The sequence below is a fragment of the Ensifer sp. LC163 genome, assembly GCF_001695855.1.
Taxonomy (GTDB): domain Bacteria; phylum Pseudomonadota; class Alphaproteobacteria; order Rhizobiales; family Rhizobiaceae; genus Ensifer.
The window spans coordinates 242,311-268,771 of sequence record NZ_MBSS01000023.1 but is presented as its reverse complement, the minus strand read 5'-3'; the positions used below and the strand labels follow the sequence as shown (position 1 = coordinate 268,771).

Below are 26,461 nucleotides of genomic sequence, written 5' to 3'. Positions count from 1 at the left end.
AAGTCACCTCAATTTGGTTGGCCAATGCCGACACGAACCGTGTCGTTCGGGTGAGGTCAGGGCCCCGCTTGACGGCAGAAATAGCATGTGCAAATAATAGATCAAGTAGTCGATTAATTATATCTAACAATTCGATCCCCCGGCCCAGCGCAATCCCCCGTCCTCCAACACCAACTGTGATCCGATGTTCGCCCCTGTCAGGCAATTCCGATGCTGTTTCCGCCCGATGGCCTGCCCATGATGCACTGTTCCATTCGCATCCGGCGGCGGCTGTCGGTGCTGGGCAGCGTCATGGCAGGCGCATTCTCGACGCTTGGAAATGCGGTCGCCATGGTGGCGCTGCCGTGGTTTGTGCTGGAGTTGACGGGAAGCCCGCTGTGGACCGGTATTGCCGCTGCCGCAGGCGTGCTGCCCATGATCGCCGGCTCGCTGTTCGGCGGCGGCCTTGTCGATCGCTTCGGCCGGCGCTGGATCGCGTTTGCCGGCGATTTCACAAGCGCGCTGGCGGTGGCGGCCGTACCGCTTCTCTACCACCTTGATATGCTCGGGATCGGCACGCTCGTGGTGCTGATTGCCGTCGGCGTCGCAATGGACGGTCCTGCGTCCATCGCCGCCGAAAGCCGCCATCCGGAACTGGCGCGTCTTGCCGGGTTCCGGCTGGAACGGGTCAAGGCCGTCGATGAGTTGATCGAGAGTGCCGGCGTTCTGGTCGGGCCCGCGCTTGCCGGCGTGATGATCGCGCTGGTCGGTGTCGAAGACACGTTGTGGCTGACCGCCGGCTGTTCGCTTGCCGCGGCAGTGCTCGACGTCGTCTCGCTGCCGACGCGCCGTAAATCCGATGGTGCGAAACAGGTCGCGATCGGCATTGCGGGAGCAATGGAAGCCATTCGGTTCCTGCTGCGCGATCCGCTGCTACGCAGCCTCATCATGCTCGGGACGCTGTTCGGCATAATCTTCGGTGCGCTGGAAGCCGTCGTCATGCCGGCTTTCTTCAAGGCAACGGGGCAAAGTGCCATGAGCCTGGGCCTGTTCCTGTCGGCAACCGGCGGCGGCGCGATTGTCGGCACGCTTGCCTATGCCGCCTGGGGGCATCGGCTTTCCGGGCGCGGCATCCTCATGTTCGGCTGCGCCGTCGAGGCGCTGGCGATCCTCGCGCTCGCGTTCGCGCCACCGGTTTCGGTGCTAATCGCGGCCGGCGCCGTGGCCGGGTTCGCAACGGGCCCGATCGGGCCGATCGTCGCCACGGCCGCACTTCGCCGGGTGCCGGTCAAGCTGCGCGGGCGCGTCCTGGGTGCGGCGGATGCGTTAGAACTGTCGGCGATCCCCTTGGCCATTGTTCTCGCCGGTGGCGCCGTCGAAATTTTTGGGGCGCAGCGGCTGCTTTTTGGCTGCGCCGCAGCTCTGGCCGCCACCACGCTGCTTGCCGTGTTTCTGCCTGGCCTGAGGCAACTGGACATCCGGCGAACCGGGATTGCGGCAAGCTCTTCGGCCGGCGACGATGTTGTCAGTGCGAAAGAGCAAGCACCCGGAAGAGCGCCTTGCGCCGAGCCGCAGTGAATGGGTCGGCGGTCTTGCTGTGTCCTGGCAGCGACGGTGATCAAACCTGCCGGGCGCACCGTCGCGCCCGGCAGAGCCTTGGGAGGCTATCTCGTAGCTGAACCGCCGGGCGCTTAGCCTGCGACCGCCTCGACGATCCGGCGGCTGGCCGAAACGATGTCCGTGTCCTGCAGCAACGCACCGCCGATCAGGTACATCACGTTGTTGCCATAGGCTTCGCGCATCTCCGGCACGCGGCCGAGATTCATGCCGCCGCCGGGGGCCGGCACGATCGCCTTCGGGCCACCCATGTCGTCGGCGCAGGCGGCAGCGATCGACTGGCATTCCTCGCGGGTAAAGCCGAAACGTCCGCCGAAATTGGGATAGATCGCCGCATCGGCGCCCATCAGCCGCTGCAAGGCGCCGTAGAAGCAGCGATGCGAAAAGCCGGTATCCGGCGACACGACGTTGGCGCCGGAAAACGCCGGATGCGAAACGATCGGCAGGCTGAAGTCCGGATCGGACGCCAGCGTGTGGATCGCGTCATAGCCGGCAAGCGCCGGGGAAATCATGACGCCGCCGGCGCCGGCCTCCTGCGCCATCATCGCCCGCTCGAACAGGTCTTTGGCGGACGCGGTGATATTCGGCACAAAACTCGCCCGCCCGCCGCTCTTGGCATTGGCTTCGCCGACGGCGTCGACGCAGGCCGCCAGCCGCTCGGCAAATGGCGACGTTCTTTGATCGACCAGCCCATGGTCATCCTTGACGTAGTGCATGCCGCCGAGCGCGAAATCATGCGCGCGGCGCGCGAGTTCGGATGAGGACAGCCCGACCGGCTTGATGGCGGACATCAACAGCGGCTGAGCCCCGATGCCGGCCCTTTGCCGCAGCCCGGCAATGCCATGCCGCGGGCCCGGGCAAAGCGCGAGGGTGCCCGGCGACAGGCCGATGTCCTCGACCTTCAATCCCGGCTTGATCGAGCTGTTGCCGAAGACGATGTTGAGAAACTGCAGGAAGTCGCCACCGACATCGTCCTCGCTATAGGAGATCGTTGCGAGATAGCCGGGACGGCCGCTGGGATCCCGCTCGAGGGTTTCAAGTTTGCCGAGGATTTCATCCTCGACATAGCCCTTGGGCACGACGTCGCGCGGGATCTCGACTGTCTGTTCGAGAGCGATGTCCAGCGCCCGTGCGCGCGCCTCGGCCTCGTCGGCGGCCCTGACGTAATAGCTGACGGTGAACCGTGGGGCCATCAGAGCGCCTCCGCCTTCTGCGCCGAATGCACATGATCGAGACGAACCTCGGTCAGCTCGTCCTCGCCGATCCCGAGCGTCTTGCCGGTCAGTTCCTCGATCGCCGACACCAGCGCGCCGGCGTCCAGGCCATACTTCTTCATCAGGTACGGCTTCGAGGCGCCATGAGCGAAAGTGTCCTTCAGGCCGAGGCGCCTCAGGCGGACGCCAAGCCCCTCTTCGGCGATGATCTCGGCCACCAGCGAACCAAGCCCACCGACGATGGTGTGGTTTTCCAGCGTGACGACGCCCTTCTTGCCGCGCGCTGCCTTGATCAGCCCGTCGCGGTCGAACGGTTTCAGCGTCGAGGCGTGCAGATGATGAAGCCCGATGCCGCGTGCTTCGATCGGCCGGGTGGCCCGCAAGGCCTCCTCGGTGCAGACCCCGGAACTGACGATGAGGATGTCGTCACCTTCCGAAAGGGTGCGCAGTTTGTTGAACGTGAACGGCGTCGAGAAGAGCCGGGGGACTTCGCCGCGAAGGATGCGGACATAGACCGGCCCATCGATCGCATCGGCAACCTCGAGCACGGTTTCGACCTCGGTTGCGTCGCCGGTTTCCAGAATGGTCATGTTCGGCACGGCACGCATGACGGCGATGTCCTCGATCGCCTGATGGGTGATGCCGCCGGGCGTGGTGATCCCCGGCAGGAAGCCCATCAGACGCACCCTGCGATTGGAATAGGCGATCGAATTGATCAGCTGATCGTAGGGGCGCCGGTAGAGGAAGACCGAGAAGGTGTGGATGAAGGGCCGGTAACCCTGCATCGCAAGCCCGCCGGCGAAGGAGAGCATGTTCTGCTCGGCCATCCCCAGCGACAGGAACTGCTCCGGATGCCGATCGCGGAAGCCGTCGACCTCACAGGAGGAGGTCAGGTCGGCCGAAAGGCAAAGCACTTCCGGACGGGCCGCAGCGAAAGCCTCGAAAGCTTTGGCATAAGGGCGGTTGACGATTTCGACCATGGTCAGGCCCCTTCCATTTCGTTCGGGCTCACGCCCAGTTCGACAGCAAGTGCTGCCTGCATTTCAAGCCTCTCCTCGGCGCTCTTGAAGCGCACGTAATGAAGGCGCGGGAAGCGCTTCTGGAGAAAGTTCATTCCCTGGAAGGGCGAGGTGTTGGCGAGGATGATCAGCGGCTTGCCCGGTTCGGCGCTGTTGGCAGCATTGCGCAGGGCTTGCAGATCGTGGCCGTCGATCGAGCGGCAGGTGGCCCCAAAGGCTTCGACCCTGCCGGCAAGGTCGCCGAGATCGAGAACCGAGGACATGGCGCCATCGCATTGCTGGCGGTTGACGTCGACGACGACACGGATGTTGTCGATCCGGTGGTGGGCCATGGCGGCTAGGCACTCCCAGGTCTGGCCTTCCTGGAATTCGCCATCGGACATGTAGACCCAGACCTTGCCCGGCTCGTTCTGCTTCTGCCGTGCGAAGGCGACGCCGGAGGCCATGGAAAGCCCCTGCGCCAATGAGCCCGTCGTTACCTCCATGCCCGGACTGTGCTCGGCGCCGATCATCTCGACGGAGCTGCCATCCTTGTTGAAGTGGTCGAGCGCACCATCGTCCATGCGGTCGACCTCGATCAGCGCGCAGTAGATCACCAGCGCATAGTGCGCCGGCGAGATGAAGAAGCGGTCGTATTCGGGTGCGGCCGGGCCGTGATAACCGGCGCCGGTGAAGGCATCGGGATTGTCGGCGGAAGGCACGCCGCGAAACGGCAGCGGCACCTTCGGCAAGGTCGGTTCACCCAGCTTCAGGATCTCATTGTAGAGCAAGGCGAGACTTTCGGCGGCCGAGCAGGCCTGGCTCAGATAGCCGCCATTGTTCTTCATCGTGTGGAAGAAGACGCGGCGGCGGATGCCGAGCGCGATCTCTTCGGTCGTCTTGTGGTTTGTAAGGTTCATCGGTCAGCTCCTTTCCGGAAACAGCGCTTTGAGGCCTTCGGGTGAAGGCACGGCCACGCCGCGTTCGGTGATTAGGCCGGTGATGAGCCGCGCCGGCGTCACGTCGAAGGCCGGGTTCGCCGAAGGGCTACCTTCGGGCGAGACGCGAACCGAGATGATCGAGCCATCGGGGCCGCGCCCCTGGACGAAGCTCACCTCGTCGCCAGTGCGCTCCTCGATCGGGATTTCCTTGACGCCGTCCTTGACGGTCCAGTCGATGGTCGGAGAGGGGAGTGCGACATAGAAGGGAACGTCGTTGTCGCTGGCGGCAAGCGCCTTCAGGTAGGTGCCGATCTTGTTGCAGACATCGCCGTTCGCGGTAGTGCGGTCCGTGCCGACGATCACCATGTCGACGGCGCCGTGCTGCATCAGGTGGCCGCCGGCATTGTCGACGATCAGTGTGTGCGGCACGCCGTGACCGTTCAATTCCCAGGCCGTCAGCTGCGCACCCTGGTTGCGCGGCCGGGTCTCGTCGACATAGACATGGACGGGGATGCCCGCCTCGGTCGCCATGTAGATCGGCGCTGTCGCGGTTCCATAGTCGACGGTTGCCAGCCAGCCGGCATTGCAATGGGTCAGGATGTTGACCGGCTCGCCGGGCTTCTTGCTTGCCGCGATCTCGCGGATGATCTTCAGGCCATTGGCGCCGATCGCCCGATTGAGCTGGACGTCTTCCTCGGCGATTTCGGCGGCGCGTCGATAGGCGGCGTCTGCACGGTCTTCGACCGAAAGCGGACGCAGGAACTGCCGCATGGCCTCAAGCGCCCAGCGCAGGTTGATCGCCGTCGGCCGCGTCTCGTTGAGCTCCTCCCAGACCGCGTCGAGGTGGCGGTCGGAGGGATCGTCCGCCATGGCGATGGCAATGCCGTAGGCGGCGGTGACGCCGATCAGCGGTGCGCCGCGCACCCACATGTCGCGGATCGCAACGGCGACATCGGCGACCGTCTTCAGCGTGACGATCCGGAACTCGTGTGGTAGCCAGCGCTGGTCGATGATGTCGACCGAGCGGCCGTCGGCGTTGAGCCAGATCGTATGGTAGTGCTTTTCTCCGACTTTCACGAAAGTGTCTCCTGCTGAAGCCGTTGCGCGGTGGCGCGAATGTCCCTGAGGCTCGCAATGCGATCCCGGTTGACGGCAAGATGACGCCCGAGCTTCAGCGCCTTGCTTTCGCATGCGGCGCGGCGGCTGAGGTCGCCGATGGTTTCGAAATCGGCATTGTGGGCAAGGCCGAGGATGCGGCGCAGGATCTCGACCCCGGCAAAGCCGAGCATCTCGCGGTAGATCTCATCGAGAACGATGGTCAGCGCCTGCTCTGAGCCGAACGGGTCGTCACCGTCTTCGAAAAGGCTCGCCTGATAGAGGATGCCCTTGCGCTCGCTGCGCCAGAGCGTCGAAAACTCGTCGCAGAAGGTTTCCCAGATCGTATCGACGGTATCCAGGAGGTAGGCGCGCATCTGGTCGCGTTCGCCGGCAGCGCTCTCATGGCCTCCTTGCGAGAAGTAGCTCATCCAGAAATTGGCGAGCAGCATGCCGACATCGAAGCTGATCGGCCCGTAGAAGGCGAATTCCGGGTCGATGACGCGTGTCTCGTCGTCGGTGACCATGACCGAGCCGGTGTGCAGGTCGCCGTGGCAGAGCGTCTCGGCCTTGGCGGAGAAGATGTGTTTCAGCCGCTGGGCCTCGACCTTCAGGTCACGGTCGCGGCGCAATTCCCCGACGAGACCGTCGAGGTGCGGTGTCGTGTGGCGGTTCATCTCCGCCTCGAAGTAAGGATCTGAGAAGACCAGGTTTTCGGTGATGTCGCAGAGCTCGACATTGTCGGCGAAAAGGGCGAGATCGGCCTTCTTGTCGCGCGTCGGCATCGCAAGATCCGAGCCGCGGAAAAGCGTGCGGGCGGCGAAAAGCCCGAGATCGCGGCCGATCTTCGGCAGCGCGCGCCCCTCGATCAGCGCACGACGCAGGATCACGTGCGGCGCCAGGTATTCCATGATGATCATCGCCTGCTCGGCGTCGAAAAACAGGATCTCCGGCACCATGCCCGGGTCGCGCGCCGCTTGGCGAATGAGGGCGTGGTACTCGAAGAACGAGCGCTTCAGGGGCAAGGGCCAGCGCTCGCCGACGAGCCTGACATAGGGGAGCGCCTGCTTGACGATCGCTGCACCCTTCTCGCCCGTGACGATGAAGACGAGATTGAGGTTGCCGTCGCCGACCTCCTTGACCTGCCAGCGGCCATGATCGCCACCGATCCTGTCGCAAAGTGCTGAGTTGCCGCTCAGCCTTGATGGCAGCGTTTCGGCGCTGAGCGCCTCGAAAACGTGCTTGTCCATATGGTCCTCCTTGTCGGCATGACCGGCCTCGGCCGCTCCTCGTCATGCTGTCATGGGCCATAGGTAATTCGCCATTCTGTCAAATGTCAATCGCCTTGACATTTGATGGATAGCCATCCTAACCTGCCTTCATTGGGAGGAGAGCATGAGCGAACAAGCAGTGTTTCGCATCGAGGGCGTGCGCAAATCCTTCGGGCCGATACCGGTCCTGAAGGGTGTCGATCTCGAATTGCGCAAGGGTGCCGTCACGGTGCTGATGGGGGCCAACGGCGCTGGAAAGTCGACACTGGTGCGCATCCTCAGCGGCGTCTACGTCAGCGATGCCGGGGATATGCGGCTGGACGACCTCCCTTTCGCGCCGGCAACGCCGGCGGAAGCGATCCGGGCCGGCGTGGTGACAGTCCATCAAAACATCAATGACGGCGTCGTCGCCGATCTCGACGTCGCGACCAATCTGACGCTCGATCGCCTGAACGGCAGCGGTGCGCGCCTTTTCTTCAATCCTCGCCGGGTAAGGCGCGAGGCCGCCGTCGTCGCTGCCCGCATGGGCCTGGCCATCGATCTTTCCGCCGATATCAACGACCTGACGCTCGCCGACCGGCAGATGGTCGCCATCGCCCGCGCCATGGCGCATGAACCGCAGGTGCTGATCCTCGATGAGCCGACCTCGTCGCTGTCGAGTGCTGAGGCCGATCGCCTGTTCGAGCTCATCGACCGGCTGAAAGCCCGCGGTGTGGCGATCCTCTATATCTCGCACCGAATGTCCGACATCCGCAGGCTCGCCGACAGCATTGTCACGCTGCGCGACGGGCGCATCACCGGCCGCTTCGAGGGGGCGGATCTGGATTACGAAGGTGCTGTCAACGCGATGCTCGGGCAAAAGGTCTCGGCAGGTGCGGTCAGCGTGCGGGAGGCCCATGGAGCGGTCTTTTCGGTCAAGGGCCTGCGGCTGACGGAGACGTCGCGACCGTTCGATCTTGAGCTGGGCGATGGCGAAATCGTCGCCGTCACCGGTCTCGTCGGCGTCGGCAAGACGGCGCTGGCCGAGACGCTTTTCGGGGCTCGGTCGGCAGCGGCCGGCCGGATGACGCTCGACGGCGCGCCCTACCGTCCGCAGAGCACCGGTCAGGCGATTGCCAAGGGCGTGTTTCTGGTCGCCAAGGATCGAGCCGACAGCGGCATCGTTCCCGATTTCAACATCTACGAGAATATCAGCCTGCCGTTCCTCACGCGGCTGTCGCGCTTCGGCATATCGAACCGCCGGGCCGAACGGGCGAAATCGCGAGCGCAGATCGCCGCGCTTAGCGTCGTCTGCCGCAGCGAGCGCGACGAGATGCAGACGCTTTCCGGCGGCAATCAGCAGAAGGTAATGGTCGGACGCTGGCTTTCCGAGCCCTCGCGCCTCCTGATTCTCGACGAGCCCTTCCAGGGCGTCGACATTGCCGCGCGCCGCGATATCGGCGCCAAGCTGCGCGCCTCGGCCTCCGGCCGCGCAACCATCGTTTTCCTGACCGAGCTCGACGAAGCCTTCGAGATCGCCGACCGCATTCTCGTGATGTCGGAACATACGATCGTCGGCGAGCATCGCAACGCCGCGGTCGACGTCGAGCGCCTCCTCCAGGAGATCGCCGGTCAACATCATCAGCAGGTACAGCCTCATGAGCAGTGAACAGATGAAACCCGCGCCGCCCGCCGCTTCGGTGCTGTCGGCGCCGCCGCCAAGTCCCATGGTCAGCCTGCGCGACATCGCGATCAAATACGGCTTCCTCGCCCTTCTGGCCGGACTGGTTGTCTATTTCTCGCTGGTGACGAACGGGTTTTCCTCGCCGCAGAGCGCCGTCTTCATCCTGCAATCCGTATCGATCACCGGCATCCTGGCGCTCGGCGTCACGGCCACGCTCGTCGTCGGCGGCTTCGACCTGTCGATCGGCTCGGTCGCGACCACGGCGATGATGGCGTCATCCTATGTGATGGTGGTGATGGGCGGAGACGCGCTGACGGCAACGCTCGTCTGCCTGGCGATCGGCGTCCTCGTCGGGCTGATCAACGGCGTCATCATCGTCTATATGCGCGTGCCGGACCTTTTGGCGACGCTCGGCATGATGTTCCTGCTACTCGGCCTGCAGCGCATACCGACCGAGGGCCGATCGATTGCCGCCGGCATGACGCTTCCCGACGGCTCGGTGGCCACAGGCGCTTTCAGCCCCGCCTTCCTGGCGCTCGGGCGCCATCGCTTCGATCTGATCCTGCCGAACCTCGTGCCCGTGGCCGTCGTGGTGCTGATCGTGCTGGCGGTGCTGATCTGGTTCTTCCTCGAATACACCCGCTTCGGACGCATGATGTATGCGGTCGGCTCCAACGAGCGTGCCGCCGGCCTGGCGGGCGCCCCGGTCAATGCCTACAAAATCTCGGCCTATGTCATCTCGGGCGTCTTCGCCTCGATCGGCGGCATTCTGCTCGCCGCGCGCCTCGGCCGCGGCGACATCGCCTCGGGCAACAATCTGTTGCTCGATGCCGTCGCCGCCGCTCTGATCGGCTTCGCGGTCCTAGGCGCCGCCAAGCCGAATGCCTTCGGCACCGCCATCGGCGCGCTCTTCGTCGGCATCCTGCTTCAGGGCCTGACGATGATGAACGCGCCCTATTACACGCAGGATTTCATCAAGGGCGCGGTTCTCGTCATCGCCCTGATCTTCACCTTTGCGCTCTCGAAAAGAGGCAAACGCTGACGGGAAAGCCCTGTCGGCGGAAAACAAACGTTCACCAGTGGAGGAGACTGAAATGGACATTACACGCAGAGCAATGGGCAAGCTGGCGCTTGGCCTTGCGGGAACCGTGGCTTTCGCCACCGCTTCCTTCGCCGCCGACATGCCGAAGCCGTTCGACAAGCCGGGCGACGTCAAGATCGCGCTGGTGCGCTATCTCTCGACCGGCGACTTCTTCCAGTCCTATCTTGCCGGCGTGGAGGCGCAGGCAAAGGCACTCGGCGTTCAGCTTCAGGTGCTCGACAGCCGGCAGGATGCAGCGCTTCAGGCCGACATGGTCGACCAGGCGATCGCGCTCGGCGTGCAGGGGATCATCATCCAGCACGGCCTGACGGAATCGATGAAGGAAGCGGCCCAGCGCGCCGTCGATGCCGGCATCAAGGTCGTGGCCTTCGACGTGAACGTCGAAAACGAGAAGATCCCACAGGTCGAGCAATCCGACCGCGATCTCGCCCGTCTCGCCCTGGAGCAGGCGATCAAGGACAACGGCGAGAGCTTCAAGGCTGGCTACGTCTACGTCGCCGGCATCGCGCCGCTCGACCGTCGCGACGAAACCTGGAAGGAATTCAAGGGCAAGTATTCGGGTATCAACGAGATCTCGCAGTTCGGCACGATGGACAACCCGATCGCCAACTCGGTCGCCAACCAGGCGCGTTCCGTCATCTCCGCCAACCCCGATATCACCGTGATGTTCGCGCCCTATGACGAGTTCGCCAAGGGCGTCAAGATTGCGGTCGACGAAGCCGGCCTTTCGTCCAGCGTGAAGATCTATTCCGCCGATATCTCGACCTCCGATATCGCGGCGATGCGCGAGCCGGATTCCGCCTGGGCGGCCACGGCGGCGACCAATCCGGCCGTGGTCGGACAGGTCTCCGTCAGAACACTTGCCATGCTGCTTGCCGGCGAGGATCCGGGCCGCAGCGTCATCGTCCCGCCGACGCTGATCACACAGAAGGACCTGAACGATCAGGACATCAAGAACATGGAAGAACTCGGCACGAAGCTGCCGCAATTTGCCCATGCGGATGTCGCCATGCCGGCGTGGATGCCGAAGCCCTGATTTCGGGGCTATTTTGAAGGAGAGCGGGGCGGCCGAAAGGTCGCCCCGCTTGTGTACTGCCACCCTTGTGCGTCAGGGCGCGTTTCCACATTTGCTTAGGTGGTCGCGGCATGCACCTTGTCGAGACCGTCCCGCTGCCAGCGTTCCATCACCCGGCGCGCCATCGATGTCGTGACGACGAGATGCGAGGCGAAACCGCCTTTCAGCGCGGCCATCAGCGGCTCGAACTTGCTCTCTTCCTGGACGACCAGCATGCGTTTCCCGATGGCGCGGATCGAATCGAGGTCGGCTGAGATGCAGCGTCGATTGTGGGCGCAGTTCACCCATTGGCCATCCCCGTCGATCAACTGTCCGGCAATGACGCCGACGGCACCTTCCTCGCCCATGCGGTGCATCTCGCTGGCGCTGAGCGCGCCGCACTTGACGAGGTGGCTGTCGTCTTCGATGCCGCCGACGGAATAAAGCGCCAGATGACAGTCGGCGATCGTCGACAGCTGCTCGCGGATCACCGGCTCGCCGCGAAGCTCCTCGGCCAGCCGCTCGGACGACAGCACCAGTGGCGCATAGAAATTGATGCCTTCGGCGTTGAGCCGGCGTGCGATCTCCGTCGTGCACTGGTCCGGCCGATAGGAATAGGGCGCACCGAGATTGCCACAAAGCTGCACCACCGTCACGCCCCGCAGGTCGGCAAAGGGCATGACATCGGCGATATGGTAGACCGTGCGTCCCCAGGCGACGCCGACGCGGTCGCCCTTGTTGATGAGTTCGAGGAAGACGGATGCGGCCAGCACCGGCATTTCCGCGGCAGGGTCCATGGCCTGCCGATCCTCCGGCACGATCCAGGCCGCAGTCACGCCGGTCGCGTCCTCGAGTTCGCGCGCCAGAACATCGTCGGTAAAGAGCTCCGTCGACGTGCTGATATTGACGATTCCGGTCTCGCGTGCCCGCCTGAGATAGGTGGCAACCGAGGCGCGAGAGATCCCCAGCTTCTGCGCGACTTCGTCCTGCCGCAACCCATGACTGTAGTAGAGCCACGCGGCCTTATGCATGATCTGGTCGGTGTTGCGGACAGGCATAGGAATCCTTCAATGGTCGATTTCTGACATTATTCACCGCTAGTGACATAAGTCAAATTGTAGCTCAAGAACCGAAGGAGGGAGAGGCCTTGCCTGTTCGGTTGGCACCCGACGATCGCCGCCTCTGCGCCCTTCCCGTCAAACAGGCAGCAGAAAAGGCAGGCCGTTCGGCCGCCTCGCGCCAGCGTTAGCCGCACCCGCTCGGCCAGGGCGATCAAGGGTGACAGCCAGTTGGCCGTCTGCAATTTTCTACAATGCTTAAATATACCGGGCAAGCGCAATGGTCTGCCGGCGATGGCCGGTGCAAGCAGAAAGGTGTTGTCCGTGGCTACGGCGCGTTCGCTATGCCCGCCCCCCCATGGCTGCGTCGGTCAATAGCTGAGTTTCGGATACCAGTCCGCACCGCGGCCCTCCGGCGTCAGGTCCAGGATCGACCAGAGCGAGGCGATGTCAGGTGCATCCCTCGGGTCCTGGCCGGGGTCGGCCATTTCCATCGTCATTTCGCTTGACCAGAAAAGCCTGACGGTATTGCCGTCGCGCTTGAAGACGGAAAGCGCCGGGTTTTCGCTCCCGTCGGCATTGATGAGGCCGAGGTCGTTGGCGTAGTCGTCGCCGACGGTCTGGACGAAATCGAGGTCTCGCCAGTCACGTTCCTGCGCAAATGCCAGCTGACGCTCGACGGGGCTGCGGCCAAGGATCTTCAGCGCTACGCGCTGCTTGATATCGGCGGCATTGCCGTTGACGGCGCCGAGCCAGTTCGTGCACATCGGGCAGGGGCGCGGGCGCTGTGGCCCGTACATCCAGAAATAGGTGACGAGCGTTTGCTTGTCGCCGAAGAGGTCAAGCAGGCCGATGTCGTTGCCGTTGGCGTCCTTGAAGCGATAGTCCTTTTCGATTGCCGGCCCATCCGGCAAAGATCGCCGCAGCTCAACCAGCCGCGTCATCTGCCGTCTGAACTCGATTTCTTCGCGCAGCAGTGCCTGTCGCGCCCGCCTGTATTCGGCCGTTTCGCCGGGAAAGGGCGACTTGCCCTTGGCTGCGAGATCCGATGCCGGAACGAGTTGATCGATGCTCATGTCCTTGCCCTCGCTTTGTCGATCCCAACTAACGGCCTGGAGGCGTTCGGGTTCCCAAACAGGTGAAGGAACGCCGACGCCAGTGGCGCCGAGTCGGGACCGGCTCAATGGATGGCGGCCACCGATGCCCTTGAACGTCGGCTGCCGCTCATCGACCTACTGGCCGAGCTGTTTGGCCGCCTTTTCGATGACGTCGGCAACCATCTCCGGTTGGGAGGCAAAGACCGCATGGCTCGCCTTGATCTCCGTCACGTCGCTGCTCGCCCGCTTCGCCATGTCCCGCTCGAGATCGGGATTGATGGAACGATCTTCCGTCGCCACGATCGACCAGCTCTTCTTGGTCCGCCATGCCGGATCGCCGACCTTGGCCGAAAAAGCCTCCTTGGCGGCAAACACCTGCGATTTCGCGAGAAATGCGGCTTCGTCCTTCGGAAGGTCCGCGGCGAAATCGGCGGCAAAGGCGCTCGGTTCGAGATAGAGGTATTTCCCGTCCTTGGTCTCCCTGATGTTCATGCCCCCGGACGGTTTGGAGGTGGCAAGGCTCAGCAGGCTTTCGCCCCTGTCGGGCTGAAAGGCTGCGACATAGACGAGACCTGCGACATCGGCACGATTGCCGGCCTCGGTGATCACGATGCCGCCATAGCTGTGTCCGACGAGCAAGGTCGGGCCATCCTGTAGATCGAGCACGCGGTTCGTGGCGGCAATGTCATCGGCCAGCGAGGTGATGGGCTGCTGGACGATCGTGACGGCATAGCCTCGTTTCTCGAGAATTTCCGTTGCCTGGCGCCAGCCGGAGCCGTCGGCCAATGCGCCGTGAACGATGACGATGTTCTTGACGTCGGCGGCCTGGGCGGCAAAGGCGATCACGCTGGTGAAGAAAGCGAGCGCGAGGGTGGAGAGACGGCGGTTCATGGATTTCACTCCTTGGGTTGATGTCGGTGGGTGGGCTTGAAGATGGCTTGAAGTCTCAGCCGAAGGTGAAGGCATAGGCCTGGACGCCGGGATCGAGGAACCGGATGTTGAAGGTCCGCGCCGACACGTCGCCGGACTGGCGCACCAGCTGGTAGAGCCTGGTTGCCGTAATCGTGCCGTTTCCGTCGGCGTCGATATCGGCGCCGTGATCCTTGCCCGGCGCCTTGCCGTCGATGGTCACCTGAAAGCGGACCGGCTTTCCGCTGGCGCTCGGTCCGAGAACGAGATGCAGGTCGCGGGCGCTGAAGCGCGTGGCGATGCCGCCGTCCGGCTCATTGAGCGTCGCCTGTTCCGGGCCGACGGTCCAGGTTCCGGACAGGCCCCATTCGTTGAGACCCGGTTCGGCGACCGTATATGTGCGCGCCGCATCGGCGCTCAGGCTCTCGTTGGAGGCGAAGTTCGCTGCGCGCTGGTACCCGATATAGCTCTCGCTGGAGCGGATATTGCGGAGGTCGGCGCCGAGGTCAGCGCCCTTGGCATCGGGCGCTATCGGCGCGCTTGCATCCATGTCGCTGCCGGCTTCGCGCAAGAGGTCCTGAATGGCCTTCTCTGTCTGTGCGTGATTGCCCTCGCCGAAATGGTGATAACGAAGCTGCCCCTTGGCATCGATCAGGTAATGCGCCGGCCAATAGCTGTTTTCGAAGGCGCGCCAGATGCGGTAGTCGTTGTCGATGGCGACGGGATAGCCGATGTTGAAATCACCGACGGCCTTGCGGACGTTGTCGATCTTCTTTTCGAAGGCGAACTCCGGCGCGTGCACGCCAATGACGACAAGGCCTTGATCCCGGTATTTTTCCGCCCAGGCGCGGACATAGGGCACGGTGCGAATGCAGTTGATGCAGGAATAGGTCCAGAAGTCGACAAGCACGACCTTCCCGCGCAAGGCTTCCGCGGTGAGCGGCTGCGAGTTCAGCCACTCAACCGCTCCATCAAGCGATGGCGCAACGCCTTCCACGGGCAGGTCGCTTTGAAAGGCGCGGTTCGTGTCGGACGATGCGACGACCACGCCCTTGACGGCAGCCTCGGAGAGTGGTCCACCGGCGGCTTTCGTATCAAGCCTTTGGAGCACGCTCTGCTCGAACGACGAAGTGCTGGCATAGGAAAGCCGGGCCAGCAGGCCGGTGTCGAGGCCGAGCGCGATTGCCGCCACGCCGGCCAGAACCGCGGCGCCGAGGACCTGGCGAATGCGCTCGCTGATGCCGAGCGAACGCTTCATGGCAGCAAAAACCTTTCCGCCGACAAGCATCGCGACAGCAAGCGAGGTGGTCGCGCCGGCGGCATAGGTAAGCAGCAGGAATGTCGTGGCAAGGTTGGCGCCCTGCAGCGCCGCACCGGTCAGGACAAGGCCGAGGATCGGCCCGGCGCAAGGAGCCCAGAGCAGGCCGGTCGCGACGCCGAGAACAAACGAGCCGGCCGCATCGGGGCTCGCGCGTGCATGGCCGGTCGCCTTCATCAGCCGATTGCCGAAATCGACGACCGGCTGCGAGAGCGCGCTGGCGATCCGCGGCGAGAGCAGGCTAACGCCGAACGCCGCGAGTAAGGCGATCGCGGCAATGCGGCCATATTCATTGGCCTGGATGGCCCAGCTGCCGCCGATCGCCGCAAGCGTGGCGACAAGCGCAAAGGTGATCGCTATGCCCGCCAGCATCGGCAGCGTGCTTCGAACGAAGGATTTCTCGGCGCGGGCGAAGACGAAGGGCAGGATGGGCAGGATGCAGGGGCTGAGGATCGTCAGCGCGCCTCCGAGATAGGCTATGATAAGAAGCGTCATCATCGTTTCCTCTGAACCGATTGATCGGGCTCTGGACGGCGATGTGCCTTGACCAGCATGGACCGGCATCTGGTCGGCGCGACGTATCCCGCATGTGTCCTGTCAGGTGGGAAATTGTACCGGGATGTAGGCGCAGCCGGCCGCGCTACAGAAGGATACAAATCGGCTTGCGGCGGTCTGCCGTCGAATGCGCATCGGCCGCTCGCGGAGGATTGCCTGCAAGGCGTATTGTATCAGACTGTATCCGGGCGGGTGGGCGCTACATTGGTATTCAAGATCGAGCGGTCGCGGCACACGCAGGATACATGCGGGCTGTCCTTCTCAAATCGTGCTCAGTTTACAAGGAGAGACCGATGTTTGACGAAATCAACCATGAACGCCGCAGGTTTTTCGGTGTGGCCGCCATGACCATCGCTGCAGTCGAACTCGGCATGACGGCGCGCGCACTGGCCCAGTCGGCGCAAGCATCCGCCGCACCCTTGCCGGACATCAGGCCCGGCACGCATACGTCCTTTGCAGCGTTGAAACAGATCCGGGCTGGTGCGCTCGATATCGGTTACGCGGAGGCAGGTCCCGCCGATGGACCGGCGGTTCTGTTGCTGCACGGCTGGCCCTATGACATCCACACCTATGTCGACGTCGCGCCATTGCTCGCTCAAGCCGGCTACCGCGTGATCGTGCCCTACCTGCGCGGTTACGGAACGACGCGGTTCCTTTCGCCGGACACGCCGCGCAACGGCCAGCAATCAGCCATTGCCGCGGATATTATCGCGCTGATGGATGCGCTGGGTATCGAAAAGGCGGTGCTTGGCGGTTGCGACTGGGGTGCGCGCACGGTCAACATCATGGCGGCACTTTGGCCGGAGCGCTGCAAGGCGATGGTGTCGGTGAGCGGCTATCTCATCGGAAGCCAGGAAATCAACAGGAAGCCGCTATCGCCCAGCGCCGAGCTTGCCTGGTGGTATCAGTTCTATTTCGCCACCGAGCGCGGTCGGCTGGGCTATGAAGAGAACCGGCGCGCCTTTGCAAAGCTGATCTGGCAGACCGCTTCGCCCACCTGGAAATTTGACGACGCGACCTTCGATCGTTCGGCTGAAGCCTTCGACAATCCCGACCATGTCGCCGTTGTCATCGACAATTATCGCTGGCGGCTGAGTCTGGCCGAAGGTGAGCGTAAGTACGACGCCTATGAAAAGCGGCTCGCCGAGCGACCGACGATCTCGGTTCCCACCATCACGCTGGAAGGCGATGCCAACGGCGCGCCGCATCCGCAGCCCGCCGCCTATGCCGGCAGGTTTTCGGGGAAATACGAACACCGCACCATCACCGGCGGCATCGGGCACAACCTGCCGCAGGAAGCGCCGCAGGCATTCGCACAGGCGGTTATGGACGTCGATCGGTTTTAGACCGACGATGGGCCGGCAACAGGGTGCGCGGATGCGTGCCTCGCGCAAGCGGGCTTGGGTCTAAAGGCATCAGGCGGCGTTGCCGCTGAAGACACAGGGGAGTGGGAAGTCGGATATGGAGCATGTCGATCACATCCTGATCGTCGACGACGATCGCGAAATTCGCGAACTGGTGTCGGGCTATCTCAGGAAGAACGGGCTGCGCACGGCCGTTGCCGCCGATGGCCGCCAGATGCGCGCCTTCCTGGAGACCAACACCGTCGACCTGATCGTGCTCGATGTGATGATGCCCGGCGACGACGGGTTGGTCCTGTGCCGGGAACTGCGCGCCGGCAAGCACAAGGCAACGCCGATCCTGATGCTGACGGCCCGCAGCGATGAGATGGACAGGATCATCGGGCTGGAAATGGGAGCGGACGACTACCTGCCGAAGCCGTTTGCCGCGCGCGAACTGCTGGCACGCATCAAGGCGGTGCTGCGCCGAACCCGAATGCTGCCTCCGAACCTGCAGATCAGCGAGGCTGGCCAATTGCTGACCTTCGGCGACTGGCAGCTCGACACGGTCGGCCGCCGCCTTCTCGACCGGCAAGGCACCGAGATTGCCTTGAGCGGTGCCGAATACCGGCTGCTGCGCGTCTTCATCGATCATCCGCAACGGGTGCCCAACCGGGACCAGCTTCTCAACCTGACCCAGGGGCGCGATGCCGAGCTGTTCGACCGCTCGATCGATCTTCTCGTCAGCCGTCTTCGCCAGCGGCTCGGCGACGATGCCCGCGAACCGACCTATATCAAGACGCTGCGCAGCGAAGGTTATGTCTTCTCCGTTCCGGTCGAGATCTCGGAGCCCAGGCAATGAGCCTGGATGTTGCACCGAACGCCAGTTGGTATTGGCCAAGCACGTTGCGGGCCCGGCTTTTCCTCGTTTTGCTCGCAGGGCTGGCAATCGCCTACGGCCTTTCCTTCAGCATTCTCTTTCTTGAACGCTACATGTCCGCCAAGGCGGTCATGCTCGGCACGCTGGAAACCGACATTGCAACATCGATCGCCATTCTCGATCGGCTGCCGGCGGAGGAGAGGGCGGGTTGGCTCGATCGCCTCAGCCGCGGAAGCTACCGTTTCGTACTGGGACCGGGCCTTCCCGGCGTGCCGGATCTGTCCAGCCGCGGCGCGGAGGTCGCTGCTAAGATCGAGGAGGCGGCAGGGCATCGTTTTCCGCTGCGGGTGGAGGCGATCCCCGGTGACGACAAGCGATTGCAGGCGCATCTGACGCTGAGCGACGGCGCGCCCCTGACCATAGACGTGACGCCAAGGGGCGTCATGCCGATCGCCGAATGGCTGCCCTATGTGCTGGCGATCCAGATGGCGCTTTTGCTCCTCTGCGTCTGGTTTGCCGTGCGCCAGGTCATCCGCCCCTTAAGCGACCTTGCCGCCGCCGCCGATGCGCTGGACCCGAACAGGAAGGCCGCGCCCTTGAGCGAGACGGGCCCACGCGAAGTCGCCTATGCCGCCCGAGCCTTCAACGCCATGCGCGATCGGATCGCCCACTATCTCGAGGAACGCGTACAGATCCTTGCCGCCATTTCCCACGATCTCCAGACGCCGATCACGCGCATGCGGCTTCGCGCCGACATGGCGGATGACACGCCCGAGAGGGACAAGCTGGTGCAGGACCTCGGCGAGATCGAACGCCTGGTTCGGGACGGCATCGCCTATGCCAGGAGCGCGCACGGCAATGTCGAGAAGACCTCCCGCATCGATCTCGCCTCGTTCATCGACAGCCTGGCCTACGATTATCAGGACACCGGAAAGTCCGTGAGCGTCGTCAGCGCCGTTGAAGGCACCATATCCACCAAGCCGCATGCGTTGCGCCGGATCCTGTCCAACTTCATCGACAACGCGCTGAAATTCGCCGGGGCTGCCGAGATCAGCGTTGAGCGAAGCGAAGAGGGAGCGGTCGCCATCACGGTGATGGACCGCGGCCCTAGCATTCCGGACGATATGCCCGAGGCTGCGATGCAGCCGTTCTTCAGGCTCGAGCAATCCCGCAATCGGGAAACAGGCGGCACCGGGCTCGGCCTTGCGATCGCCCAGCAACTGGCCACGGCGATCGGCGGTTCGGTCCGGCTCTACAATCGCGCCGGCGGCGGTTTGGCGGCGGAAGTCGTCATCCGCTGACATCGCGGGCAGCAAGTTTAAAGTGTTACAGCGCCGCGCGTCATGTTTGACGCGCGGCGCTGTAAGCGGTTTGTACCGCCAGGTGTCAGGCGTGGCCACCGCTACGCTTTGGTACATTTCCGGCGATTTCGGAAACATGCCGGATACCTCGACAGGTCAAATCTTTCTCCGTCAACGCAGTCGCCAGGAGCGACACAGAAACGGAGTGTTCCATGACACAGGTCGACAAGGTTCTATACACCGGCAGGACGCACACCAGCGGCGGTCGCGATGGCGCCTCGCGCAGCGACGATGGTCGGCTGGACGTCAAGCTGTCGCCACCGGGAAGCGCGCACCCCGGGACCAATCCCGAGCAGCTCTTCGCGGCCGGATGGTCCGCCTGTTTCATCGGCGCCATTGGCAAGGCGGCGGGAAAGCGCGACGTCAAGCTTCCGACCGATCTCTCCGTGGCTGCCGAGGTTGATCTCGCAACCACCGACGGCGCCTATCTGCTGCAGGCGCGGCTGAAGGTGAACATGCCGGGTATCGAGCGGGCGCTGGCACATGCGCTCGTCGAAGAGGCGCACCGGACCTGCCCCTATTCGAAGGCGACGCGCGGCAACATCAATGTCGAGCTGACGATCGCTTAACCAATGAGCGTTGCTCGCCGCTCAACGGTTTCGCGTCGCGGCGGGCAATGTTTGCGACCGGAGCTGAAACAGGAAACGGCAGAAGCTCTTGCTTCGCCACCGGAGGGACCAATGAAGCTGATGATCATCATCGCGCTCGGCGCCGCCGTCTTTGCGGCACCCTGCATTTACGACGTGAGCTCGCAGGAGCCTTCGCCCTTGATAGGTCTTGTAGCTGCCGCCTCCGCCATTGACGGTGCAGCGGCTGACTTCGCGCCGGTCAGGCACTGGCCTTTCGAAGGCCGACCAGCCGGCTGCCGCTGATGGCAGCCGGCTGGTCGGGGCGCCGATCCCTTGGATCGTCAGTGGATAGCCTCCTCCTGGCGTTCGGGCAGAAGCCAGTTGAGGAAGACCGCGCAGATGCCGCCGGTTGCCACACCCGATTCCAGCACGTCCGCCAGAGCCTGTGGCATATGGGTGACGAACTCGGGAACCTGCGAGACGCCGAGGCCCAAGGCCAGTGAGATGGCGATAATCAGAAGCGCGCGACGGTCCAGGTGGACGCCGGCAAGGATGTTGATGCCGGAGGCTGCCACCGCGCCGAACATGACGATGACGGCGCCGCCAAGCACCGGTTCGGGCACGGCCTGTATGACGCCGGCAACCGTCGGGAACAGCCCCAGCAGCACCAGGACCGCGGCGATGTAGATCCCGACGTGACGGCTGGCCACCCCGGTCAGCTGGATGATGCCGTTGTTCTGCGCAAACACCGAGCTTGGGAAGGTGTTGAAGATACCCGCCAGCAGCGAGTTCACGCCGTTGACGAGAACGCCGCCCTTGATCCTTTCCATCCACAGCGGACCTTCGACCGGCTGGCGCGAGATCTTGCTGGTTGCGGTGATGTCGCCGATCGCCTCCAGCGATGTGACGAGATAGATGACCACCATCGGCGCAAACAGCGACCACGAGAAGTTCAGGCCGAAGTGAAACGGTACCGGTGCCTGGAACCAGGCTGCCTGATGCACGCCGGCAAAATCGAGGCGACCCAGCCATGCCGCCAGCAGATAGCCGGCGCCGAGCGCGAGCATGATGGCGCTGCTGCGGACCCAGACGATCGGAATGCGGTTGAGCGCAATGATAAGGCCCAGCACGACACCCGAGAGCAGCAGGTTTTCGCCGTTGGCAAAGGTGCCCTGCGACATCGCGGCGAAGCCCCCGCCCATGCTGATCAGGCCGACCTTGATCAAGGTGAGGCCAATCATCAGGACGACGATGCCGGTGACGAGAGGGGTGATCAGCCGTTTGACGAAGGGCAGCACGCGCGAAAGGCCCATCTCGATGAACGATCCGGCGATGACGACGCCGAATATGCATGCCATCACGGTTTCGACCGGCGTGCCCTGCTTGACCATCAACACGCCGCCGGCGATCAGCGGGCCGACGAAGTTGAAGCTTGTTCCCTGAACGATCAGCAGTCCCGCGCCGAGCGGGCCGAAGCGGCGACATTGCACGAAGGTCGCGATCCCCGAGATGACCAATGACATCGACACGATCATGTTCGTGTCGCGAAGGGAGACGCCGAGTGCCTGGCAGATCAGCAGACCGGGCGTGACGATCGGTACGATGATCGCCAGCAAATGCTGCAATGCTGCTAGAAAGGCGATCGGCGGCGAGGGGCGATCTTCAAGGCCGAGGACGAGTTCGGTCGGCCGTATCGGCGCGGCGGTGGGATTGTGTATGTTCATGCGCGTCGGCCCTGGGTCGGGGTGCCGAGCAGGTTCGGTGTGCGCGATTCCGACGTCCGGTGATCCGCTGAAAGTTTGGACATTGTTCCTCCTTGTCGATCGCCGAATGTCTCGAAACATTCGGTGCGACGCCCGCCGTCCTCCAACGTTGGGTGCGCGGCGAAAAGCTAGCTGAATTCCGCGTTCCTCATTCACAAGAAATACGTGAAGCTGTTTCGTTGGTGGTGGCGCAATCATGCGGAGTACCGGCTGCGTGTCGTTGCGCGCGTGATCCCTACCGAATGGGTGAGGGAACGTTGGGGAGAGACAGCCGTCAGCTGCGCGATCGGGTGGCGGACGTGCGCGCCGTGGCGCTGACAAGCCTTGCGAAAAGGACCTGCAGCGCGTGAACGCGCAGGAAGAGTGCCGGCACGAAAAGCAACGAAAGGGCCGTCGAAGCGAGCAGGCCGCCGATGACGACGATCGCCATCGGTGCGCGGAACGCACCGCCGTCGCCAATGCCGAGGGATACGGGGATCATCCCGGCTATCATCGCCGCCGTGGTCATGACCACGGGGCGTGCGCGCTGTTCGGCCGCAGAAACCACAGCCTCGCGGGAGGCGCGGCCCTCCCTGATCAGCCGGCCCGCGAGATCGACGATCAGGATGGCGTTCTTGGCGACGATGCCCATCAACATCAGCGCGCCGATCAAAACCGGCATTGTCACGCCGTTTCCGGTGACGGCAAGCGCCAGGATCCCGCCGGACAGGGCCAGCGGCAGAGACAAGAGGATTGTCAGCGGTTGGAAGGGATTGCCGAAGAGCACCAGCAGGATTGCGAACACCGCGGCGAGCCCAAGCATCGCCGCCCGGACGAAGCTTGAAAAGAAGTCCTGCATCGAGAGGGTCTCTCCCGTTGGCTGCAGATTGACGCCCTCCGGCAAGGGGTTCTTTTCGATCCAGGTCATCACTGCCGATAGGGCAGTGCCTGACGAAGCCGATCCGTTCAGGTCAGCCACAAGATCGATGCGCCGCAACCCGTCGCGCCGTGTGATCTCGTCTGGGCCGAAACCTGCTACGATCTCCGCGACTGCGGCCAGCGGCACGATGTTTCCGTCGGCCGTCCTGAGCGGCATGCTTTCTAGCAGCGAAATGTCGCCTCCATCTCCAGCCTCCACCTGAACCCGAACGGGGACCCGGCGGCCCTGCAGATCGATATGTGCAAGTTCGCGGCTGATATCTCCGACGGTGGCGACGCGCACTGCGTCCGACAGCACGTCGAGACTGATGCCGAGCTCGGAAACGAGGTCCCGGTCGGGCATGATCTGCAGTTCCGGCCGAAGGGCGGGGCGAAGAGACGTCACCGTTCGAAATGCAGGCATCTGCGCGATCGCCGACATTAGGCTGTCACTTGCCTGCTCCAGGCTGCCGGGCTCGTTTCCCAGGAGCGTCAGCGAAAACTGGCGGCTGCCGGTCAACCCCACTTCGCTGCCGCGGATATCGGCAATGCTTGCGAGCCGCCGGGCGACGTCCTCCGCCACGTCCTGGCGGGTTCGAATACGCTCACCGGGCGGGGTCAGCATCAACTGGATGACGAACGACTGCCGGCTTGCCTGACCGGCACTGGAGCCATCACGGTAGGCGTAGACGTGCCGAATGTCGGGGTCGCTCTTCAGCGAGCGTGCGACCTCCAGGGACTTCTGCATCATCGACGTTGCGCTGGCACCGTCCGCCATGTCGATTGCAAAAGTCAGGCGCGCGCCGTCTTCCGTGGGGATGAACCCGCGCGGCAAGGCCGGCAGCACCGTCAGGAACGGTATCGCGACCGAAAGCAGGCCGAGCGCGATGGTCACATGCGTCATGTCGACATGGATGCCGCGCCGCCCGAATGGGATGATCTGCCGGCGGGTCGATAGCCGCAGCAGCCGCGAATAGAGCCTATGGAGGTTTCCCGGTTCGCCGTGCTTGCCGGGCGGCACAGTCTTCAGGAGCGTCACCGCCAGCAAGGGCGTGATCAGTCGTGCGACCAGCAACGAGAGAAGCGTCGCAACGGCAACGGTCATTCCGAACTCCCGGAAGTATCGACCGGGCAAGCCCTCGATCAGCGCAAGCGGCAGGAAAACCGCGACAACCGTCAGCGATATGGCGATGACCGAGCCGCCGATCTCTTCCGTCGCATCGATGACCGCGCGCCAGATTGTCTTTCCCATCTCACGGTGGCGCGACACGTTCTCGATCTCGACGATGGTGTCGTCGACCAGAAGACCGATCGCCAGCGTCAGGCCGAGCAGCGAAACGAGATTGAGAGAGAAGCCGAGCGCTTCCATGGCAAGAAAGGTCGGGATCACGGTCAGTGGCAGACCGATGGCTGCTATGAGCGTCGAGCGACGATCTCGCAGGAACAGAAAGACGACCGCGATGGTGCACAGTGCGCCTTCAGCCATGGTTCGCATCGTGCCGGTAAAATTGTTGTTGATGTAGCTGGCGTTCTCGTCGAGCAGCGTCAGCTGCACCATGGTGTCGGCATCGTCGATACGCTGAACTGCGTCTTTGATCCGCTCGAACGTCTCCACCTCGTTGGCCCGCTTTTCGGCAAAGATCAACAGGGCGACGATCGGATCGGCATCGAGCGTGGCGAAACCCGAAGGCTCGCTCCAGGCATCTTCGATCCTGGCTATGTCCGAGAGCCGGTCGCTGGAGCCGGTGCTGTTTCTGACAGGAAACGTCCCGAGATCCTCGATTGAAACCGGTGCCGACAGGGTGCGGACCGGCTCATCGAAACCGGCGGTCTTCACCGTACCGGCCGCCTGGTTGTCGCTCACCGCGCGCAGCGCCCGACTGACGTCCTGGGGCGCCAGGCCACGGGCGACCATTTCGTCTCGCTGCAGCCAGACCCTGATCTCGCGTTCGCTGCCGCCCACCCGGGCAATCCTGCCGACACCCGGTACTTTCTCCAGAGCGGGGCGGATGCGGTCATCGACGCGCCTGGAGATTGCCGGCGGCGACAACTGGTCGGAGCGCACAGCATAGGTCGCTATTGCCAGCCTGCGTATGCTGGAAAGCTCGATCGAAGGCTCGTCCAGTGTCGCCGGCAGCTGGCTCCGGATCGCCAGCATCGCGGCCTGTATCCGGTCCAGGGCGACATCGGGCGAAACATGGGCGGCGAATTCTGCATTCAACATGACGCTGCCGTCGCCGATCGTGGCATCCAGCCGCTCAAGCCCTTCGATGTCCTCGAAGGCGTCTTCGACCTTTTGCGCCACCTGCATTTCGAGGTCGCTCGGCGATGCCGCCTGCTGGTGCAACTGGACGGTGACGACAGAAAGCTCCATGTCCGGGAAGCGGTTGATCGGCAGCGAGGTCAGAGACAGCCACCCCATCGCCGTCAACACGAGAAACAGCGCGATACCGACGGCGGGACGCTCGATCGACCATTTCGAGACGTTGATCGCCATCGGATGCCTCACAGTCTGGAGGCGATGACGGCGGCGGGCAGAACTGCCGTGACACGCATGCCGGCGCGCGCCAGACCGCCCGGCCGCAGGATGACCTGCTCGCCAGCGGACACCCCGGACACGATCTGAACAGCCTCGGCTGTTCTGCGACCGGTGACGACAGTGCGCGTTTCGACGGTTCCGTTTGCAACCAACAGCACCTGACTGCCATCGGTGGTGGATTGGACGGCGCTGAGCGGCAGGACGATCTGCATCTGCTCCGTCGTCCGGATTTCCGCGCGCGCAAAGGCGCCGAGCCTGGGCGTGGCGGCCGCTGGAAGCGCAATGCGGACCCGCGCCATTCTGGTCGTCTGCTCGATCCGCGGCGATAGATGCCGGACGGTGCCGGCGAGGGGCTCTTCTATGCCGGAGATTGAAACGGACGCCGCCGTGGCAGGCCCGACCCGATCCACCATGCGCATGGGCACCAATGCCTCAAGCTCGAAAAGCCCATCCTTGGCGATGCGAAACAGTGGCGCCTTGCCCGTGGCAATGTCGCCCACACGCGCGAACCGCTCGACGATGATGCCTGCAGTGGGCGCGCGCACGCGCGTTCTCTCGAGATGGGTGGTCAGTTCGCGGTGTTTGACCAGCGCGATGGCCCGCTCCGCCAGGGCTACGCGTTTTGCCTGTTGCGCGGTTGCGAGCTTGGCCTCGGCGACAAGCACATCTGCCTCGCGCTGCTCCAGAACGTCGAGGGGCGTCACCCCGGATTTTGACAGCGGGTGGGCGCGCGCCAGTGCCTTGCTGGCGAGATCGAGATTCGTTTGCGCAAGCGCGATGGCGCTGTCGCTTTGGGTCAACAGGGCGTTGGCGCGCTCGATCTCGACGTCATTCATCGACAGGGCGATCTCATCCAGATCGGACGTCAGGAGGGCCAGCACCTGGCCCTCCTGTACGGTATCGCCTTCTTCGACCAAGATGGACCGAATGCCGGCGCCCTCGCTTTCCGTTCCCACGAGCACGTCTTCTCGGGCCACGATCGAGCCGGAAACGGTGCTTGTCGTCGTGAGGGCACCGGGTGAAGCATTGACGACCGATACGCTCATGACCGCGGCGCCGGCGCCATCGAGGGCCGAGGCCGGTCCGGTTGATCCCGTGGCGACTGCCACTGCCGAGCCTGCGGTCGAGGAGAGGTTGCCGACAACCATCGGGCATACCGCCGCAAGCAGGGTCGCAAAGGCGACGAATGCGACATAGCTGGCCCTTCGGCGCCGCCCGCGTTCCGCCCCCGGCGCCACTCC

The 26,461-nt window shown here is 63.8% G+C and carries 21 protein-coding genes; 9 read left to right on the top strand and 12 right to left on the bottom strand.

What is annotated here, in order from left to right; all coding sequences use genetic code 11:
- Positions 1-210 precede the first annotated feature (210 nt).
- Positions 211-1,557, top strand: coding sequence for an MFS transporter (locus BC360_RS19395; RefSeq protein WP_065796556.1), 1,347 nt, complete (start codon positions 211-213; stop codon positions 1,555-1,557).
- A gap of 113 nt (positions 1,558-1,670) precedes the next feature.
- Here the strand turns inward: BC360_RS19395 and BC360_RS19390 are convergent, their stop codons facing one another.
- The 5 genes from BC360_RS19390 to mtnK are packed head-to-tail and all read right to left on the bottom strand — an operon-like array spanning position 1,671 to position 7,094.
- Positions 1,671-2,789 (bottom strand): RuBisCO large subunit C-terminal-like domain-containing protein, encoded by a 1,119-nt coding sequence (locus BC360_RS19390; RefSeq protein ID WP_065796555.1) that lies wholly within the window; start codon positions 2,787-2,789, stop codon positions 1,671-1,673.
- Positions 2,789-3,790: a transketolase family protein gene (locus BC360_RS19385; RefSeq protein WP_065796554.1), complete on the bottom strand. Its 1,002-nt coding sequence runs from the start codon at positions 3,788-3,790 to the stop codon at positions 2,789-2,791. The genes BC360_RS19390 and BC360_RS19385 overlap by 1 nt, the downstream gene beginning before the upstream one ends.
- Before the next feature lie 2 nt (positions 3,791-3,792).
- Positions 3,793-4,728: a transketolase gene (locus tag BC360_RS19380; protein WP_065796553.1), complete on the bottom strand. Its 936-nt coding sequence runs from the start codon at positions 4,726-4,728 to the stop codon at positions 3,793-3,795.
- Positions 4,729-4,731: 3 nt separating this feature from the next.
- Positions 4,732-5,826, bottom strand: a complete 1,095-nt coding sequence (gene mtnA, locus BC360_RS19375) for an S-methyl-5-thioribose-1-phosphate isomerase (RefSeq protein WP_065796552.1) — start codon at positions 5,824-5,826, stop codon at positions 4,732-4,734.
- Complete coding sequence (gene mtnK, locus BC360_RS19370) at positions 5,823-7,094, bottom strand: S-methyl-5-thioribose kinase (RefSeq protein ID WP_065796551.1); 1,272 nt, start codon at positions 7,092-7,094, stop codon at positions 5,823-5,825. Before mtnK ends, mtnA begins: the two co-directional genes overlap by 4 nt.
- Before the next feature lie 145 nt (positions 7,095-7,239).
- On the opposite strand from mtnK, the gene BC360_RS19365 reads away from it, so the two are divergent.
- Genes BC360_RS19365 through BC360_RS19355 form a run of 3 tightly spaced genes read left to right on the top strand, consistent with a single transcriptional unit; the run spans position 7,240 to position 10,916 of the window.
- On the top strand, positions 7,240-8,763 hold the full coding sequence (locus BC360_RS19365) for a sugar ABC transporter ATP-binding protein (RefSeq protein ID WP_065796550.1): 1,524 nt from the start codon (positions 7,240-7,242) through the stop codon (positions 8,761-8,763).
- Positions 8,753-9,820, top strand: coding sequence for an ABC transporter permease (locus BC360_RS19360; protein WP_413813751.1), 1,068 nt, complete (start codon positions 8,753-8,755; stop codon positions 9,818-9,820). The genes BC360_RS19365 and BC360_RS19360 overlap by 11 nt, the downstream gene beginning before the upstream one ends.
- A 52-nt stretch (positions 9,821-9,872) precedes the next feature.
- A complete protein-coding gene (locus tag BC360_RS19355) occupies positions 9,873-10,916 on the top strand; it encodes a substrate-binding domain-containing protein (protein ID WP_065796549.1) in 1,044 nt (347 codons plus the stop codon).
- Positions 10,917-11,011: 95 nt separating this feature from the next.
- On the opposite strand, the gene BC360_RS19350 is transcribed toward BC360_RS19355, so the two are convergent.
- The 4 genes from BC360_RS19350 to BC360_RS19335 all read right to left on the bottom strand — a co-directional run bounded on the left by BC360_RS19350 (position 11,012) and on the right by BC360_RS19335 (position 15,811).
- Positions 11,012-11,992: a sugar-binding transcriptional regulator gene (locus BC360_RS19350; RefSeq protein WP_065796548.1), complete on the bottom strand. Its 981-nt coding sequence runs from the start codon at positions 11,990-11,992 to the stop codon at positions 11,012-11,014.
- Positions 11,993-12,363: 371 nt separating this feature from the next.
- Positions 12,364-13,068, bottom strand: a complete 705-nt coding sequence (locus tag BC360_RS19345; protein ID WP_065796547.1) for a DUF899 family protein — start codon at positions 13,066-13,068, stop codon at positions 12,364-12,366.
- A gap of 156 nt (positions 13,069-13,224) precedes the next feature.
- Positions 13,225-13,980 (bottom strand): alpha/beta hydrolase, encoded by a 756-nt coding sequence (locus BC360_RS19340; RefSeq protein ID WP_065796546.1) that lies wholly within the window; start codon positions 13,978-13,980, stop codon positions 13,225-13,227.
- Between the two features lie 55 nt (positions 13,981-14,035).
- Positions 14,036-15,811, bottom strand: a complete 1,776-nt coding sequence (locus BC360_RS19335) for a cytochrome c biogenesis protein DipZ (RefSeq protein ID WP_065796545.1) — start codon at positions 15,809-15,811, stop codon at positions 14,036-14,038.
- 353 nt (positions 15,812-16,164) lie between these two features.
- Here BC360_RS19335 and BC360_RS19330 point away from each other — a divergent pair, with 353 nt between their 5' ends.
- The 5 genes from BC360_RS19330 to BC360_RS19310 all read left to right on the top strand — a co-directional run bounded on the left by BC360_RS19330 (position 16,165) and on the right by BC360_RS19310 (position 20,324).
- Positions 16,165-17,217, top strand: coding sequence for an alpha/beta fold hydrolase (locus tag BC360_RS19330; protein WP_065796544.1), 1,053 nt, complete (start codon positions 16,165-16,167; stop codon positions 17,215-17,217).
- A gap of 115 nt (positions 17,218-17,332) precedes the next feature.
- Positions 17,333-18,073 carry a response regulator gene (locus tag BC360_RS19325; protein WP_065796543.1) on the top strand — a complete coding sequence of 247 codons (741 nt, stop codon included), beginning with the start codon at positions 17,333-17,335 and terminating at the stop codon, positions 18,071-18,073.
- Positions 18,070-19,392, top strand: coding sequence for a sensor histidine kinase (locus tag BC360_RS19320; RefSeq protein WP_065796542.1), 1,323 nt, complete (start codon positions 18,070-18,072; stop codon positions 19,390-19,392). Before BC360_RS19325 ends, BC360_RS19320 begins: the two co-directional genes overlap by 4 nt.
- A gap of 212 nt (positions 19,393-19,604) precedes the next feature.
- Positions 19,605-20,021: an organic hydroperoxide resistance protein gene (locus tag BC360_RS19315; RefSeq protein ID WP_065796541.1), complete on the top strand. Its 417-nt coding sequence runs from the start codon at positions 19,605-19,607 to the stop codon at positions 20,019-20,021.
- 111 nt (positions 20,022-20,132) lie between these two features.
- A complete protein-coding gene (locus BC360_RS19310; RefSeq protein WP_065796540.1) occupies positions 20,133-20,324 on the top strand; it encodes a hypothetical protein in 192 nt (63 codons plus the stop codon).
- A 38-nt stretch (positions 20,325-20,362) separates the two neighbouring features.
- Here the strand turns inward: BC360_RS19310 and BC360_RS19305 are convergent, their stop codons facing one another.
- The 3 genes from BC360_RS19305 to BC360_RS19295 all read right to left on the bottom strand — a co-directional run bounded on the left by BC360_RS19305 (position 20,363) and on the right by BC360_RS19295 (position 26,458).
- Positions 20,363-21,745: a nucleobase:cation symporter-2 family protein gene (locus BC360_RS19305; RefSeq protein WP_065796539.1), complete on the bottom strand. Its 1,383-nt coding sequence runs from the start codon at positions 21,743-21,745 to the stop codon at positions 20,363-20,365.
- 313 nt (positions 21,746-22,058) lie between these two features.
- Positions 22,059-25,178: an efflux RND transporter permease subunit gene (locus tag BC360_RS19300; RefSeq protein WP_065796538.1), complete on the bottom strand. Its 3,120-nt coding sequence runs from the start codon at positions 25,176-25,178 to the stop codon at positions 22,059-22,061.
- An 8-nt stretch (positions 25,179-25,186) separates the two neighbouring features.
- Positions 25,187-26,458, bottom strand: a complete 1,272-nt coding sequence (locus BC360_RS19295; RefSeq protein WP_065796537.1) for an efflux RND transporter periplasmic adaptor subunit — start codon at positions 26,456-26,458, stop codon at positions 25,187-25,189.
- Between the last annotated feature and the right edge of the window lie 3 nt (positions 26,459-26,461).

What these genes read in the sequence shown, in the direction of transcription:
- BC360_RS19325 (WP_065796543.1), top strand. Translation starts at nt 17,333, where the DNA reads ATGGAGCATGTCGATCACATCCTGATCGTCGACGACGATCGCGAAATT.
- BC360_RS19310 (WP_065796540.1), top strand. Translation starts at nt 20,133, where the DNA reads ATGAAGCTGATGATCATCATCGCGCTCGGCGCCGCCGTCTTTGCGGCA.
- BC360_RS19320 (WP_065796542.1), top strand. Translation starts at nt 18,070, where the DNA reads ATGAGCCTGGATGTTGCACCGAACGCCAGTTGGTATTGGCCAAGCACG.
- BC360_RS19360 (WP_413813751.1), top strand. Translation starts at nt 8,753, where the DNA reads ATGAGCAGTGAACAGATGAAACCCGCGCCGCCCGCCGCTTCGGTGCTG.
- mtnK (WP_065796551.1), bottom strand. Translation starts at nt 7,094, where the DNA reads ATGGACAAGCACGTTTTCGAGGCGCTCAGCGCCGAAACGCTGCCATCA.
- BC360_RS19300 (WP_065796538.1), bottom strand. Translation starts at nt 25,178, where the DNA reads ATGGCGATCAACGTCTCGAAATGGTCGATCGAGCGTCCCGCCGTCGGT.
- BC360_RS19365 (WP_065796550.1), top strand. Translation starts at nt 7,240, where the DNA reads ATGAGCGAACAAGCAGTGTTTCGCATCGAGGGCGTGCGCAAATCCTTC.
- BC360_RS19345 (WP_065796547.1), bottom strand. Translation starts at nt 13,068, where the DNA reads ATGAGCATCGATCAACTCGTTCCGGCATCGGATCTCGCAGCCAAGGGC.
- BC360_RS19380 (WP_065796553.1), bottom strand. Translation starts at nt 4,728, where the DNA reads ATGAACCTTACAAACCACAAGACGACCGAAGAGATCGCGCTCGGCATC.
- BC360_RS19350 (WP_065796548.1), bottom strand. Translation starts at nt 11,992, where the DNA reads ATGCCTGTCCGCAACACCGACCAGATCATGCATAAGGCCGCGTGGCTC.
- BC360_RS19335 (WP_065796545.1), bottom strand. Translation starts at nt 15,811, where the DNA reads ATGACGCTTCTTATCATAGCCTATCTCGGAGGCGCGCTGACGATCCTC.
- BC360_RS19305 (WP_065796539.1), bottom strand. Translation starts at nt 21,745, where the DNA reads ATGAACATACACAATCCCACCGCCGCGCCGATACGGCCGACCGAACTC.
- BC360_RS19315 (WP_065796541.1), top strand. Translation starts at nt 19,605, where the DNA reads ATGACACAGGTCGACAAGGTTCTATACACCGGCAGGACGCACACCAGC.
- BC360_RS19385 (WP_065796554.1), bottom strand. Translation starts at nt 3,790, where the DNA reads ATGGTCGAAATCGTCAACCGCCCTTATGCCAAAGCTTTCGAGGCTTTC.
- BC360_RS19340 (WP_065796546.1), bottom strand. Translation starts at nt 13,980, where the DNA reads ATGAACCGCCGTCTCTCCACCCTCGCGCTCGCTTTCTTCACCAGCGTG.
- BC360_RS19390 (WP_065796555.1), bottom strand. Translation starts at nt 2,789, where the DNA reads ATGGCCCCACGGTTCACCGTCAGCTATTACGTCAGGGCCGCCGACGAG.
- BC360_RS19355 (WP_065796549.1), top strand. Translation starts at nt 9,873, where the DNA reads ATGGACATTACACGCAGAGCAATGGGCAAGCTGGCGCTTGGCCTTGCG.
- BC360_RS19330 (WP_065796544.1), top strand. Translation starts at nt 16,165, where the DNA reads ATGTTTGACGAAATCAACCATGAACGCCGCAGGTTTTTCGGTGTGGCC.
- BC360_RS19395 (WP_065796556.1), top strand. Translation starts at nt 211, where the DNA reads ATGCTGTTTCCGCCCGATGGCCTGCCCATGATGCACTGTTCCATTCGC.